Genomic DNA, 14,624 nt, shown 5'->3' with positions numbered 1-14,624 from the left:
GCCGCTCCGTACGGGGGCGGCCTATTTTGGTCCAAGTGGAAATTTTACCAGTTGATAAAAAAAGAAACTGTGGCACTCTGGTTCCCAATAACAGCCAAAAAACCAGAATGACCAACCAGGGAGACACCCAATGGCGACCAGCCATCAGGCATCCGGCATTCAGGCGGCGCGTTTGGACGCTGCCGAGATTGCAGAGAATTTCGGGGACCTGCATCCTGCGTTCGACGCGCATGAGGCAGCGGTGGCAGCGGACCGCTGCTATTTCTGTTTCGACGCGCCCTGCATGACTGCCTGTCCCACCTCGATCGACATTCCGCAGTTCATTCGCGAGATTCAGGGCGGCCACCCGGAGTCGGCGGCGCGCACCATTTTCGAGCAGAACATCCTTGGCGGCATGTGCGCCCGTGTCTGCCCGACCGAGACGCTCTGCGAGGAGGCCTGTGTGCGCGAGGCGGCAGAGGGCAAACCGGTAGAAATCGGCCGCCTGCAGCGCTACGCGACCGACACGCTGATGGCGAAGGGCGCGCATCCCTTTACCCGCGCGGCCCCGACCGGCAAGAAGGTGGCGGTGGCGGGTGCCGGACCTGCGGGGCTTGCGGCGGCGCACAGGCTGGCGATGCTGGGCCACGAGGTGGTGATCTATGAGGCCCGTCAAAAACCCGGAGGGCTCAATGAATATGGCATCGCGGCCTACAAATCGACCAATGACTTCGCCCAGGCCGAGGTTGACTGGCTCTTGCAGATCGGCGGGATTACAATCGAGTACGGCAAGAAGCTCGGCGAGGGCCTGAGCCTCGATGCGCTCAAGGCCGAGTATGACGCGGTGTTCCTGTCGATCGGGCTTGGCGGCGTCAACGCCCTGCGCGCGCCGGGCGAAGACAAGGACGGGGTGCGCGACGCGGTCGCCTTCATTGCCGAACTGCGCCAGGCCGAAGACCTCAAATCGCTGCCGGTCGGCCGTGACGTGGTGGTGATCGGCGGCGGCATGACTGCGGTGGATGCCGCGGTGCAGTCCAAGCTGCTGGGCGCGGAGAATGTCACCATCGCCTACCGCCGCGGCCGGGAGGCGATGGGCGCAAGCCGGTTCGAGCAGGACCTGGCGGCTTCCAAGGGGGTGAAGCTGATGTTCAACGTCATGCCCAAGGCGGTGCATGGCAACGGCGCGGCGGCGGAGATTGAGCTGGAGTACACCGAAGTTGCGGACGGCCGGGTGCAAGGCACCGGGGAGACCGTGCGGCTGAAGGCGGACCAGGTGTTCAAGGCGATCGGCCAGACGCTGGAAGGCCCGCCCGAGGCGCTGGAACTGGACGGCGGCAAGATCAAGGTGAGCGGGACCGGGCGCACGTCGGTCGGTGGCGTCTGGGCCGGCGGCGACTGTGCCTCGGGCGGCGACGACCTCACCGTGACCGCCGTGGCCGAGGGCCGCGACGCGGCGATGGACATTCATTCCAGCCTGTTGGGCTGAGCCAGCGAGGGGCGGGTGACCGCGCCGAGCGAGCTTGAAGAGGAGAGATCAAATGGCTGATCTGACGACAGAATTCCTGGGGATCAAGTCCCCGAACCCGTTCTGGCTGGCCTCGGCGCCGCCGACCGACAAGGAATACAACGTCCGCCGCGCCTTCGAGGCCGGATGGGGCGGCGTGGTCTGGAAGACGCTGGGCGCCGAAGGCCCGCCGGTGGTCAACGTGAACGGCCCCCGCTACGGCGCGATCTGGGGCGCGGACCGGCGGCTGCTGGGGCTCAACAACATCGAGCTGATCACCGACCGCTCGCTGGAGGTCAACCTGGAGGAAATCACCCGGGTCAAGAAGGACTACCCGGACCGGGCCGTCATCGTTTCGATCATGGTGCCTTGCGAGGAAGAGGCCTGGAAGGCGATCCTGCCCAAGGTTGAGGCCACCGGCGCCGACGGGATCGAGCTGAACTTCGGCTGCCCGCATGGCATGGCCGAACGCGGCATGGGCTCCGCTGTGGGGCAGGTGCCGGAGTACATCCAGATGGTCACCGAGTGGTGCAAGAAATACTACTCCAAGCCGGTGATCGTGAAGCTGACCCCGAATATCACCGACATCCGCCACCCGGCGCGGGCGGCCCATGCGGGCAATGCCGATGCAGTCAGCCTGATCAACACCATCAACTCTATCACCTCGGTCAACCTCGACAGCATGGCGCCGGAGCCGACGATTGCTGGCAAAGGAACCCATGGCGGCTATTGCGGCCCGGCGGTGAAGCCGATCGCGCTGAACATGGTGGCGGAAATCGCCCGCGACCCGCAAACCCGAGGCCTGCCGATCTCCGCCATCGGCGGCGTCACCACCTGGCGCGACGCGGCGGAGTTCATGGCGATGGGCGCGGGCAACGTGCAGGTCTGCACCGCGGCGATGACCTATGGCTTCAAGGTCGTGCAGGAGATGATCTCCGGCCTGTCGGAGTGGATGGACGAGAAGGGGTACACCTCCACCCAGGATTTCATCGGCATGGCGGTGCCGAACGTAACTGACTGGCAGTATCTCGACCTCAACTACGTGACCAAGGCACGGATCAGCCAGGACGACTGCATCAAGTGCGGCCGCTGCTTTGCCGCTTGCGAAGACACCTCGCACCAGGCCATCGCGATGAGCGAAGACCGGGTTTTCACGGTGAAGGACGACGAATGTGTTGCTTGCAACCTTTGCGTCAACGTCTGCCCGGTGGAAGGCTGCATCACTATGGTGGAACTCCCTGCGGGCCAGATCGACGAGCGCACGGGTAAGGTGGTTTCTGGCGAATATGGCAACTGGACCACGCATCCCAACAACCCGGCGGCCGCAGCGGCGGAGTGAGGAGGATGCGCGCCCTTTAGGCGCGGTGTCTAATTGTCATGCGCGCCTATGGCGCGCGGGCCTCCGGCGGGAGTATTTGCACAAAGATGAAAACGGGCGGCCCCTCGGGGCCGTTTCGTTTGTTAAGGGCTTACGTTTTGGGCGTGAGCAGGCGCCGGTAGAGAGTTTCCAGATACTGCGGCGCGGCGTCGAACGGGTCTTCCGGGTCCATCAGGGTGCGGACCTGGGCGTCGAAATCGGCGTAGTGCTGGGTCAGCGACCAGATTGAGAACAGGAGGTGCTTGGGATGTGTCGAATTGATCCGGCCCGCATCCATCCAGCCCTGGAACAGGGCCGCCTTTTCCTCCACCAATTCGGCCAGCTCACCCGCGATCACGCCGTGCAGCCGGGGCGCGCCCTGTACGATCTCGTTGGCGTATAGCCGGCTTTCGCGGGGGTAGTCGCGGCTCATCTGCAGCTTGCGCTGCACGTAGGCGAGGATCTCCTCCAGCGGCTCGCCCTCGGGGTCGATGGCGCGCAACGGGTCGAGCCAGGTGTCCAAGAGCCCCGCCATCAGCGCGTTGAACATCTCTTCCTTGGAAGGGAAGTAGTAGAGCAGGTTCGGCTTGCTGAGTCCGGCGGCGCTGGCGATCTGGTCCACGGTGGCACCCCGGAAGCCGTGGGTGGAAAAGACATCCAGCGCAGCTTCGAGGATGGCGGCGCGGTTCTTCTTCTGGATCCGGGTCGGTGCGCGGGAGGCAGGCATGGGCAGGCGGTCCGTTCTGCGCCCGGTGGCTGGGCAGGTGGCGCGAAATTGGCCAGTTGCAGCCGGCGGCTTCGCTTTTTTCGAAGGGTATGCGGCAAATTCTTGACTGATGCCTCCCCCGTGTTAGCGTGAGTTTGACCAGTTGGTCAAATCGAAGCTGCGGGGCCAGGAGCGCACCTTCGGACGGCCAGCACTTCAAAGCCACCTAACACGGCGCCAAGCCGGGGTAAGCCTGCACCAGACGGGCGCACAGGGAAGGAAGCTCTTGATGACGTCGCTTGGACAGAATCTGACAATCAATGCAGACAGGCTGTGGGACAGCCTGATGGAGATGGCGAAGATCGGCCCCGGGGTCGCGGGCGGCAACAACCGCCAGACCCTGACGGATGCGGACGGCGAGGGCCGCGCGCTGTTCCAGAAATGGTGCGAAGACGCGGGTTGCATCATGGGGCTCGACCAGATGGGCAACATGTTTGCGCGGCGTGAGGGGGAAGACCCAGATGCGCTGCCGGTCTATGTCGGCTCGCATCTGGACACGCAGCCGACCGGCGGGAAATACGATGGGGTGCTGGGCGTGCTGGGCGGGCTGGAGCTGATCCGCTCGCTGAACGATATGGACATCAGGACCAAGCATCCGATTGTAGTCACCAACTTCACAAATGAGGAGGGCACACGGTTTGCACCCGCCATGCTGTCCTCCGGCGTGTTTGCGGGCATCCACACGCAGGACTGGGCCTATGCGCGTGAAGATGCGGAGGGGAAAAAGTTCGGGGACGAGCTTGCCCGCATCGGCTGGCGCGGCGAGGAAGAGGCCGGAGCGCGGAAAATGCGTGCCTTTTTCGAGCTGCACATCGAGCAAGGGCCCATTCTGGAGGCGGAGGGCAAGGACATCGGCGTCGTCACCCATGGCCAGGGGCTGAGCTGGACCCAGGTAACAATCACCGGCAAGGACGCGCACACCGGCTCCACCCCGATGCCGATGCGGCGCAATGCCGGGCTCGCGATGGCGCGGGTGCTGGAGGCGGTGGATGAAATTGCCTGGTCGCACGCACCGCATGCGGTCGGGGCGGCGGGCCATATCGACGTCTACCCGAACTCGCGCAACGTCATCCCGGGCAAGGTGGTCTTCACCGTCGATTTCCGCAGTCCTGAACTGGACGTGATCACCGACATGGAGAACCGCCTGCGGCAGAAGGGCGGGGAGATCGCCGAGGCGATGGGGGTGGAGATTGCCTTCGAAAAGGTCGGCGGCTTCGATCCGGTGAAATTCGATGAGGGCTGCGTGCAGGCGGTGAGGAGCGCCGCGGAGCGGCTGGGATACTCGCACCTGGATATCATCTCGGGCGCCGGTCACGATGCCTGCTGGATCAACCGGGTGGCACCGACCGCGATGGTGATGTGCCCCTGCGTCGACGGGCTCAGCCACAACGAGGCCGAGGAGATCAGCAAGGAGTGGGCAGAGGCAGGGGCCAACGTGCTGCTGCATGCGGTGGTGGAGACGGCGGAGATCGTGGAGTAGGGGGCGCTGCCCCCGCGGCCCGTCAGGCCGCTCCCCCGGAGTATTTCCGGAAACGTGAAATCAGCTGCGTCAGACAGCGGAAGAAATAGTGGGCGGCGCGGGATTGCGCCCCGGATCAGGGAGTTTAACCATGAGCACAGTCATCAGGAACGGCACCATCGTGACCGCCGATCTGACCTACAAGGCGGATGTGCTGATCGAGAACGGGGTCATCACCCAGATCGGGCCGAACCTCAAGGGCGGCGAGGAGCTGGATGCAACCGGCTGCTACGTGATGCCGGGGGGCATCGATCCGCATACGCATCTGGAGATGCCCTTCATGGGCACCTATTCCTCGGATGATTTTGAGTCCGGCACCCGCGCAGGCCTTGCAGGAGGCACCACCATGGTGGTGGATTTCGCCTTGCCCAATCCCGGCGAAAGCCTGCTGGATGCCTTGAAGCGCTGGGACAACAAGTCCACGCGCGCGAATTGCGACTATTCCTTCCACATGGCGGTGACCTGGTGGGGCGAGCAGGTCTTTGACGACATCAAGACCGTGATCCAGGAGCGCGGCATCAACACTTTCAAGCATTTCATGGCCTACAAGGGCGCCTTGATGGTGAATGATGACGAGCTTTTTGCCTCGTTCAAACGGCTCTCGGAGCTGGGCGGCATTGCGCTGGTCCATGCCGAGAACGGCGACGTGGTGGCGGAACTTCAGGCCAAGCTCCTGGCCGAGGGCAACACCGGCCCGGAGGCGCATGCCTATTCCCGCCCGCCGCAGGTGGAGGGCGAGGCGACCAACCGCGCCATCATGATTGCTGACATGGCAGGGGTGCCGCTTTATGTGGTGCATACCTCCTGCGAGGAGAGCCACGAGGCCATCCGCCGCGCCCGGATGCAGGGCAAGCGGGTCTGGGGCGAACCGCTGATCCAGCATCTGACGTTGGATGAGAGCGAGTATTTCAACAAGGACTGGGACCATGCTGCCCGCCGGGTGATGTCGCCGCCGTTCCGCAACAAGCAGCATCAGGACAGCCTGTGGGCCGGCCTGCAGTCGGGCTCCTTGTCCGTCGTGGCGACCGACCATTGCGCCTTTACCACCGAGCAGAAGCGGACAGGCGTGGGCGATTTCACCAAGATCCCGAACGGCACCGGCGGTCTTGAGGACCGGATGCCGATGCTGTGGACCCACGGCGTCGAAACCGGCCGGCTGACCCCGAACGAGTTTGTGGCCGTTACCTCGACAAACATCGCCAAGATCTTGAATTGCTACCCGAAAAAGGGCGCGGTGCTGGTCGGCGCGGATGCTGACCTGGTGGTATGGGACCCGGAGAAGCGCAAGACGATTTCCGCGGACACCCAGCAGTCTTCGATCGACTACAACGTGTTTGAGGGCCATGAGGTGAAGGGCCTGCCGCGCTTCACGCTGACCCGCGGCCAGGTGGCGGTGCATGACGGCGAGATCCGGTGCGAGGAGGGCCACGGAAAGTTCGTCGCGCGGGAGGCCAACACTTCGGTCAACAAGGCGCTGAGCACCTGGAAGGAGCTGACCGCGCCCCGTCCGGTGGAGCGGTCGGGGATCCCGGCCACAGGCGTGTAATTTGAGGAGCGGGCTGCCGGAAACGGCGGCCCGTTTTCCTTTCCAGGCAAGGCAAAGATATGAATATGGAAACCACATCCGAGGCCGCCCTGACCGACGCTGCCGCCGCCCCTGCAACAGCTCCTGCAACCGCGCCTGAGACCGTGATCGAAGCCCGCGGGCTGGATCTGACGTTTCAGACCAATGACGGGCCGGTGCATGCGCTGAAAGACGTGAACCTGGAAATTGCCAAGGGGGATTTTGTCTCCTTCATCGGGCCTTCGGGGTGCGGCAAGACCACTTTCCTGCGCTGCATTGCGGCGCTGGAGACACCGACCGGGGGCACGCTCAGCGTCAACGGAATGACCCCGGAGGAGGCCCGAAAGAGCCGGGCTTATGGCTACGTGTTTCAGGCGGCGGGGCTTTATCCGTGGCGCAGCATCGCGCGCAACATCAAGCTGCCGCTGGAGATCATGGGGTACTCCAAGGCCGAGCAGGAGAAGCGCGTGGCCGAGGTGCTGGAGCTGGTGGAGCTTTCGGGCTTTGGCGGCAAGTTTCCATGGCAACTGTCGGGGGGGATGCAGCAGCGCGCTTCCATTGCCCGGGCGCTGGCCTTTGATGCCGATATCCTGCTGATGGACGAACCCTTCGGGGCGCTCGACGAGATCGTGCGCGACCATCTGAACGAGCAGCTCCTGCACCTCTGGGCGCGGACCGACAAGACCATCGGGTTTGTCACCCATTCGATCCCGGAGGCGGTGTATCTTTCGACCAGGATCGTGGTGATGTCGCCGCGGCCCGGGCGGATCACCGATGTGATCGAAAGCCCGCTGCCGAAAGAACGGCCCCTGGATATCCGTGACACGGCGGAGTTCATTGAGATTGCGCACCGGGTGCGCGAGGGGCTGCGCGCGGGGCATGCCGATGGTTGAGGTGCGCAAGGCAACACTTCGGGACGCGGCCGGGATGGCAGAAATAATAAACGGCTGGATCGACCGCACGGAATGGATGCGGCGGGACCTGCCTGCCGAAGATTTCGAAGCGCTTTTTGTCCAAGGGCTGGAAGTGCGGGAGATCTGGGCCGCCGGCGATCCGATAGAGGGTTATTTGTCCTTGGATCCTGAAAGTTCTCACATCTGGGGGTTTCACTGCGCGCAGCCGGGACAGGGGACTGGCAAGCTTCTTCTCGACCGCGCGAAGGAAGGCCGATCTTTCCTGTCGCTGAACACGCATGTTCCGAACACGGGCGCGCAGCGGTTTTACCGTCGCGAAGGGTTCCGGCCGGTGCAGGCAGGCGGGACGCAAAGCGCCGCGCCGGGGCGCGGAAATGCGGCGGATCCGGCAATACCTGAGATGCGGATGGAGTGGCACCGATGAAGAGCTTTCTCGCCGTGCTGACCGTCACTGCCGCCATTATCGCGCTGTGGTATGCGGCTTGCGTGCCGATGAACATCAAGGGCGTGCTCGACGCCGCCGGACGCGCCGGGGTTGAGATCACGCCGCCTGCCGCCAGGGACCGGCGGGACATGAGCGAGATCGTCCTGGTGGCGAACAACAGCTTTGCCATCGGGGACACATGGGTGCAGGACCGCCCGCGTTTGCCCGCGCCGCATCAGGTGGCGGCGGAGCTGTGGGAAACCACGGTGGAGAAGAAGATCACCTCCAAGCGCAGCTTGATCTATCACGGGCAGGTGACGCTCTCGGCGACGCTCTTGGGCTTTGCCATCGGCACAGGCTTGGGCATCCTGCTGGCGGTGGGGATCGTGCATTCGCGCGTCATGGACATGTCGGTAATGCCCTGGGCCATCGTCAGCCAGACCATCCCGATCATCGCTCTGGCGCCGATGATCATCGTGGTGCTTTATTCCGTGGGGGTGCAGGGGATCATTCCGAAGGCGGTGATCTCGGCCTACCTGAGCTTCTTCCCTGTCGTGGTCGGCATGGTGAAGGGTCTCAGAGCACCGGATGCGATGCAGCTGGATCTTCTGAAGACCTACAATGCCGGCACGGCGCAGGGGTTCTGGAAACTGCGGCTGCCGTCCTCGATGCCTTATCTCTTTGCCTCGCTGAAAATCGGTATCGCGGCCTCGCTCGTCGGCGCCATCGTGGGGGAGCTGCCGACCGGTGCTGTTGCCGGGCTTGGCGCGCGGCTTTTGGCGGGGAGCTACTACGGGCAGACCGTGCAGATCTGGTCGGCGCTGTTTGCCGCGGCGATCCTCGCGGCGCTTCTGGTGGGGCTTCTGGCGCTGACCGAACGGCTGGTTCTGAAACGCATGGGGGTGCGGGCATGAGAGAAGTCTTGCAACAGGGCGCTGCCTTCACTGCTGCGCGGCTCATCCGGGGTATATGGTTCCGACAGACCCAGGAGGGCGCGGCATGATCGAGGTCATTCTCGCGGTAGCCGTCTGGTGCGGCGGCTGGTGGCTGAACAGCCGGCTGGCGAACGGGGCGGCCTCGGACACGCGCGCGGTGCGGCTGGCGGTTCCGCTGATCTTCGGCGCCACGCTCCTTGTGGTCTGGGAGCTGCTGGTGCGGGGGCTCGAAGTGCCCTTGGTGATTCTGCCGGCGCCTATGGAAATTGCAGCGCGCTTCGCAGCAAGCCTGCCGGTCCTGTGGCAGGATTTCGTTCAGACCATCCTAAAGGGTGCGTTGGGCGGCTACGTGATCGGCTGCGGCGCGGCGTTCGTCACCGCGGTGCTGGTCGACCGCAGCGATTTCCTGCGCCGCGGGCTGCTGCCGGTCGGCAACTTCGTGGCTGCGCTGCCGATTGTCGGTACCGCGCCGATCCTGGTGATGTGGTTCGGCTTCGACTGGCAGTCCAAGGCGGCCGTGGTGGTGGTGATGGTGTTCTTCCCGATGCTGGTGAACACGGTTGCAGGCCTGAGCGAGACCTCCGCCATGCAGCGCGACCTGATGCGGACCTATGCCGCGAGCTACTGGCAGGGCTTCTTCAAGCTGCGCCTGCCGGCTGCGCTGCCCTTCATCTTCAACGGTCTGAAGATCTCGGCCACCTTGGCACTGGTGGGGGCGATCGTGGCGGAGTTCTTCGGCTCTCCCACCGTGGGCATGGGCTTCCGCATCTCCACCAGTGTCGGGCAGCTGGCGCTCGACATGGTCTGGGCCGAGATCGTGGTGGCGGCGCTGGCGGGCTCGGCCTTCTACGGGCTGATCGTGCTGGCTGAGAAGGCGCTTACTTTCTGGCACCCCTCGCAGCGCGGATAAGACCGGCGGGCGGCCCCATTCGGGGCCGCTCCCCGCCTGAATGACCGGCACATAAAAAATTTGAACAGGGGCGGGAAGCCGGGCAAGCTCCATCGCATAACAAACAGGGAGAACAAGGACATGAAACAGTTTCTGGCAGCCGCCGCGCTGGCGCTTGGCGCAGGCTCCGCGGCGCAGGCGGCGGATGAGGTCACCTTGCAGCTCAAGTGGGTGACCCAGGCGCAGTTCGCGGGCTACTACGTGGCTCAGGACAAGGGCTTCTACGAGGAAGAGGGGCTGGACGTGACCATCCTTCCCGGCGGCCCGGACATCGCGCCCACCCAGGTGATCGCTGGCGGCGGCGCCGACGTGACCGTGGAATGGATGCCCGCGGCGCTGGCAGCGCGCGAGAAGGGGCTGGAACTGGTGAACATTGCCCAGCCCTTCAAGAGCTCGGGCATGATGCTGACCTGCTGGAAGGACACCGGCATCTCCAAGCCCGAGGATCTCGCCAACCGTACCCTGGGCGTGTGGTTCTTTGGCAATGAGTTCCCCTTCATGAGCTGGATGAGCCAGCTGGGCATCGACACCGGCGGCAAGGCGGAGAACGGCGTTGAAGTGCTGAAGCAGGGCTTCAACGTCGACCCGCTCTTGCAGCGTCAGGCCGATTGCATCTCCACCATGACCTACAATGAATACTGGCAGGTCATCGATGCGGGCGTCTCCCCGGACGAGCTGATCACTTTCAAATACGAGGATCAGGGCGTCGCCACGCTGGAAGACGGGCTTTATGTGCTGGAGGAGAACCTCGAGGATCCGGCCTTCGTCGACAAGATGGAACGCTTTGTGCGGGCCTCTATGAAGGGCTGGAAATACGCAGAGGAGAACCCTGAGGAAGCGGCGGAGATCGTGCTCGACAACGACGCGTCGGGTGCCCAGACCGAGGAGCACCAGAAGCGGATGATGAGCGAGATCGCCAAGCTGACCGCGGGCAGCAACGGCGCGCTGGATCCGGCCGACTACCAGCGCACCGTGGAGACGCTGATGAGCGGCGGTTCGGCGCCGGTGATCACCAAGGAGCCGGAGGGCGCCTGGACCCACAAGGTGACTGACGCCGCACTGAAGTGATCCAAGGCCTTGCAGGCCTGATCGCGGGGCCGCCGCCGGGGAAACCCTGCGGCGGCCTTGCCGTTTCCCGGGACCGCTGCCGCGGGGGACGGTCCGGTTTTATGGAGAATTGCCCGTAATGCGCGCATTGGGGATGATACCTTTATCCCATGGGAGAACAGAGGGTTCATAGTTCCAGCCGCCGTCCGTGGCTGGGCGAGCCGCCCCTGCGGCTTTGCTTTTGCCATCAGCGCGCGGGCACGCGGGCTGCGGGCTGTATTGCGGGCGAGGACTGCCAGCTCCTGGAAGCCCCTAACGCGTTCACCGGGCTGCCGCTGCTGCCGATCTGTGCCCTCGCGGGCGCGCGCAAGGAGGCCAGCGGGCGGGCGCAAGTGCTAATCCTGCATGACGCAGCCGCCGGGGCCGCCATCGTTGCGCGGGTGCCTCGCCCGCAGCATTTGGACATTAACGATGTAGCGGCCTGCTGCGTTGCCGGGGTCGGCCACCCGGACTTGCTGCATGCGCTGGCCTGCGGGTTCGACATGATCTTCCTCCAGCGGGCGGCCGAATCCGCGCCAGCGCTGCAGCAGCGGCGGGAGACCGAGCTCACGGAGGATCTTGGCGGCAGGGGGCGGATCGCCCTATTTGCTGACCCGGCCGAGCTTGCGGCACTGCTGGAGCCGGATATCAGCCCCCGTGCTTGGGCGGCGCCGGAGATGCTGGCGGTGGGCAGCCGCCGCGATACCGCCCGCGCCAGCGCGGCGGCGCTCTTGCCGCTCAGCCAGACCCATGTGCCTCTCACCGACCCGGTGCCCTATGGCGCGGTCTCCCTGTCTGGCGAGGGCTGCGATCTTTGCGCGCGCTGCAGCTGGATGTGCCCGGCTGAGGCACTCTGGATCGAGGAGGAGAGCAATGCGCTCAGCTTTGACGAATCCCTCTGTTTCCAATGCGGCATCTGCGCCGGGGTATGCCCGCAGCAGGTGCTGCGGCTGGAGCCGGGCATGGATCTCTCAGTGAATGCGGTGCTGCCGCGCCGCCTGCGGACACCCGAGCCTGAGGCCTGAGCTGATCCGAGCCGACCGGGGAGGTTACGGCTGCTCCAGAAAACCGCCGTACTGGCCGCGCTTGAAAATCAGCCCCTTGCCGGGGCGGGTGCAGACCTGTTCCACCTCGCCGACGATGATGCTGTGATCGCCGCCCGGATGGCAGGCGTGGTGCCGGCAGTCGAACCGCGCGAGCACGCCGCCGAGCGCCGGCACGCCGGTGCGGCTGGGCTGCCAGGCGATGCCTGCGAAATCCGCGCCTTTGGCGGCAAAATGCCGGGCCAGTTCCAGCTGGTCCTCGCCCATCACGTGGATGGCGAAATGGCTGGCAGTGGCAAAAGCGTCGTGGCGCTGCGAGCCGCGCGCCGGGCACCACAGCAGCAGCGGCGGGTCGAGCGAGACCGAGGTGAAGCTGTTCACGGTGATCGCAAGCGGCCCCTGCGCGGTCATCGTGGTGACCACCGTCACGCCGGTGCCGAAGCAGCCGAGCGCATCGCGGTAGGCCCGTGCCGTTCCGGGCCCGGGAGTGAAGCGGGTTTCGGTCATCTCTCGCCTGTCCTGTGGTCCGCGGGGCTGGTCATTGATCCGACTGACCTGCCACGCGCGGCGGCGATTGTCCACCTAGTTGAGGTCCTTGAGCAGGCGGCCGTGCCTGCGGGTCTCGGCGATCACCTCGCCGAGGGTGCCGAGCCCGCGCGCCTCGAGCATCGGCAGCATCTTGCAGAATACCTCGGCGGTGGCGCGGGCATCGCCCATCGCGGTGTGGCGTTCGGCGGGCGGAATGGTGACCTCCAGCCGGGCGCAGAGTGCATCCAGCGTATGCTCCTGCGAGGCGCCGAACAGCACCGCGCTGAGGAGCACCGTGTCGAGCACCGGCTGGTCCCAGGTGACGCCGGCCCGCTTGGCGTGGCGGTGCAGGAAAGCCATGTCGAAGGGGGCGTTATGGGCAACGATCACGGCGTCCGAGGCGAAGCGGTGGAAGGCGCGGGCGGCTTCGGCAATTCCTGGCGCCCCTGCGACCATCGCATCGCTGATGCCGTGCACCCGTGTGGCGGAGGGCGGAATCGGGCACTTGGGGTCGACGAGGGTCTCGAAGCGCTCGCTATCGATGATATTGCCGCGCACCACGCGCAGCGCGCCGATCTGCACGATCTCGTCCTTGTGCGGCAGGAGCCCGGTGGTTTCGCTGTCGAAGACGGCGCAGACCAGGGAGGAGAGCGGCCTCTCTTCCAGCCCGCTTGGCGGTGTGTCGAGCAGGGCGAAGTCGTAGACCAGCGGCCGGCTCTCGCCGGGCGGGACGGGCGCGGCGTGGCTGGCCTCGAAGATCAGGATATAGCCCGGCGCACCGCCCAGCGGTTTCAGCTGCAGATCAAAGCTTTTGGCGCCGCTGGCGCTCTTGATCGTGGCCGCGGTTTCCATGCCGCTGCGCACCATCCGGCCATAAGCCGCCTCCAGCCCGCTCCGGTCAAGGTAGTCGGAAAGGGGGGCGTTAAGCCGCGGCGGGGCTTCCTCCGCCAGCAGCGCCGCGGCCTGGCCATCGTAAAGCACGATCTGATGCGCAGGGCTCGCCATTACCGTGGCGATCGGGATGTCGGTGAGCAGCGCGGCGAGGCGGGCTTTCTCGGCTTCCAGGTGCTCGGTCTCGCGGGCGATGGCCTCGGCCGTTTGCAGCGCTGCGGTCCCGAGCTGGCCTGCCAGCCCCTCGGCCGCCGCGGCGAGGTCGCCCAGGTACCGTGCCCCGTGGGTGTCCATGTTTCCGCGCACGCCCGCGTGGGCACTCGCCCGCATTCCCGCCGCCAGCCGCTCGATCGGCTTGGCGACGTTTTCGTCGAACAGCAGCCAGATGGCGGCGGTGAGGCCAAGGATGCAGAAGCCGCTGAGCAGACCTGCAAAGATGAAAGCGTCGGAGAGCGCAGGCTGCCCGGCGCGGCCGTAAGCCAGCCAGAGCGCGCCACTGACCACCGCAATGCCGCCTGAGGCAAGCAGGCAGAAGAACAGGAAGATGCGGATCCTGAGGCTCAGCCTTGCCATCAGGCCCGGCCGTCACAGGCGGTGGTCAGGATCGCATCCTCCGGTTCCGCCGCCACCCAGGCCAGCCCCTCGGGCAGGGCGTCGGTTCCGATCTCCGCGCCGTCTTCCACCAGCGCCCGGCGCCATCCGCCGCAATCCAGCAGCGCCGAGGCCCTGCTGACCGGCGCCCAGCGGCCGAAGAAGAAGATCTCGGCGAGGAAGATATCCGGGTGGGCGGGATGACTCATCAGCCCCGCGGTGTCGAGCGCCGCGAAGCGGTCAACATAAGGGACCGCATAGGTCCATGGCCGGTAAATGCTCTCGTGCTCTACGGTTTCGGCCACCGTCAGCCCCTCGGGCAGCGCGGCTCTGGTGCGCCCGTACCAGCCGTACTCCAGCGCAATCGTCACGCCGATCATCGACACCGCCGCCGCCACCGGAGCCAGCCAGCGCGGCAGCCGCCCCCTGAAGGCACGGCCTCCCATCATCACCAGCCCGGCTGCCGCCAGCCCTGCAAAAATAACCGCGATCAGTTCCAGAAACATCTGCTCTCCCCCTTGGTTCACCCAGGCCTGCTTTGTCTGACGGGTGGTGCCGCATACCATCCCGTGCC

At 65.4% G+C, this 14,624-nt stretch carries 14 protein-coding genes; 10 read left to right on the top strand and 4 right to left on the bottom strand.

Translation table 11 applies throughout. The annotated features are described in order from the left end of the window. Positions 1 to 130: 130 nt before the first annotated feature. Together ACOHWE_RS03870 and preA are read left to right on the top strand one after the other, a co-directional pair. Positions 131 to 1,465 (top strand): NAD(P)-dependent oxidoreductase, encoded by a 1,335-nt coding sequence (locus tag ACOHWE_RS03870; protein ID WP_420664253.1) that lies wholly within the window; start codon positions 131 to 133, stop codon positions 1,463 to 1,465. Positions 1,466 to 1,517: 52 nt separating this feature from the next. Next, positions 1,518 to 2,822 (top strand): NAD-dependent dihydropyrimidine dehydrogenase subunit PreA, encoded by a 1,305-nt coding sequence (gene preA, locus ACOHWE_RS03865; protein WP_420664252.1) that lies wholly within the window; start codon positions 1,518 to 1,520, stop codon positions 2,820 to 2,822. Positions 2,823 to 2,952: 130 nt separating this feature from the next. Here preA and ACOHWE_RS03860 read toward each other — a convergent pair whose 3' ends face one another. Continuing rightward, positions 2,953 to 3,567 carry a TetR family transcriptional regulator C-terminal domain-containing protein gene (locus ACOHWE_RS03860; RefSeq protein ID WP_420664250.1) on the bottom strand — a complete coding sequence of 205 codons (615 nt, stop codon included), beginning with the start codon at positions 3,565 to 3,567 and terminating at the stop codon, positions 2,953 to 2,955. Between the two features lie 268 nt (positions 3,568 to 3,835). Here ACOHWE_RS03860 and ACOHWE_RS03855 point away from each other — a divergent pair, with 268 nt between their 5' ends. The 8 genes from ACOHWE_RS03855 to ACOHWE_RS03820 all read left to right on the top strand — a co-directional run bounded on the left by ACOHWE_RS03855 (position 3,836) and on the right by ACOHWE_RS03820 (position 12,022). Beyond that, positions 3,836 to 5,086, top strand: a complete 1,251-nt coding sequence (locus tag ACOHWE_RS03855) for a Zn-dependent hydrolase (RefSeq protein ID WP_420664248.1) — start codon at positions 3,836 to 3,838, stop codon at positions 5,084 to 5,086. Between the two features lie 130 nt (positions 5,087 to 5,216). Next, the gene (gene hydA / locus ACOHWE_RS03850; RefSeq protein ID WP_420664247.1) at positions 5,217 to 6,671 is read left to right on the top strand and encodes a dihydropyrimidinase; all 1,455 of its coding nucleotides are present in this window, start codon (positions 5,217 to 5,219) and stop codon (positions 6,669 to 6,671) included. Positions 6,672 to 6,730: 59 nt separating this feature from the next. Continuing rightward, on the top strand, positions 6,731 to 7,582 hold the full coding sequence (locus tag ACOHWE_RS03845) for an ABC transporter ATP-binding protein (RefSeq protein WP_420664246.1): 852 nt from the start codon (positions 6,731 to 6,733) through the stop codon (positions 7,580 to 7,582). Further along, positions 7,569 to 8,027, top strand: coding sequence for a GNAT family N-acetyltransferase (locus ACOHWE_RS03840; RefSeq protein ID WP_420664244.1), 459 nt, complete (start codon positions 7,569 to 7,571; stop codon positions 8,025 to 8,027). Before ACOHWE_RS03845 ends, ACOHWE_RS03840 begins: the two co-directional genes overlap by 14 nt. Continuing rightward, complete coding sequence (locus tag ACOHWE_RS03835) at positions 8,024 to 8,941, top strand: ABC transporter permease (RefSeq protein WP_420664242.1); 918 nt, start codon at positions 8,024 to 8,026, stop codon at positions 8,939 to 8,941. The genes ACOHWE_RS03840 and ACOHWE_RS03835 overlap by 4 nt, the downstream gene beginning before the upstream one ends. Before the next feature lie 85 nt (positions 8,942 to 9,026). Further along, the gene (locus ACOHWE_RS03830; RefSeq protein ID WP_420664240.1) at positions 9,027 to 9,872 is read left to right on the top strand and encodes an ABC transporter permease; all 846 of its coding nucleotides are present in this window, start codon (positions 9,027 to 9,029) and stop codon (positions 9,870 to 9,872) included. Positions 9,873 to 9,992: 120 nt separating this feature from the next. Further along, a complete protein-coding gene (locus ACOHWE_RS03825; RefSeq protein WP_420664239.1) occupies positions 9,993 to 10,979 on the top strand; it encodes an ABC transporter substrate-binding protein in 987 nt (328 codons plus the stop codon). 149 nt (positions 10,980 to 11,128) lie between these two features. Then, the gene (locus ACOHWE_RS03820; RefSeq protein WP_420664237.1) at positions 11,129 to 12,022 is read left to right on the top strand and encodes an ATP-binding protein; all 894 of its coding nucleotides are present in this window, start codon (positions 11,129 to 11,131) and stop codon (positions 12,020 to 12,022) included. 24 nt (positions 12,023 to 12,046) lie between these two features. Here ACOHWE_RS03820 and ACOHWE_RS03815 read toward each other — a convergent pair whose 3' ends face one another. From ACOHWE_RS03815 to ACOHWE_RS03805, 3 genes are all read right to left on the bottom strand, one after another. Continuing rightward, positions 12,047 to 12,547: a flavin reductase family protein gene (locus tag ACOHWE_RS03815; protein ID WP_420664236.1), complete on the bottom strand. Its 501-nt coding sequence runs from the start codon at positions 12,545 to 12,547 to the stop codon at positions 12,047 to 12,049. 75 nt (positions 12,548 to 12,622) lie between these two features. Next, positions 12,623 to 14,035: a 3'-5' exonuclease gene (locus ACOHWE_RS03810; RefSeq protein WP_420664681.1), complete on the bottom strand. Its 1,413-nt coding sequence runs from the start codon at positions 14,033 to 14,035 to the stop codon at positions 12,623 to 12,625. Further along, positions 14,032 to 14,556, bottom strand: a complete 525-nt coding sequence (locus ACOHWE_RS03805) for a hypothetical protein (RefSeq protein WP_420664234.1) — start codon at positions 14,554 to 14,556, stop codon at positions 14,032 to 14,034. Before ACOHWE_RS03805 ends, ACOHWE_RS03810 begins: the two co-directional genes overlap by 4 nt. Between the last annotated feature and the right edge of the window lie 68 nt (positions 14,557 to 14,624).

Source organism: Cribrihabitans neustonicus, from assembly GCF_048820895.1.
Lineage (GTDB): Bacteria > Pseudomonadota > Alphaproteobacteria > Rhodobacterales > Rhodobacteraceae > Cribrihabitans_A > Cribrihabitans_A neustonicus.
This window is presented reverse-complemented; position numbering and strand designations above follow the sequence as displayed.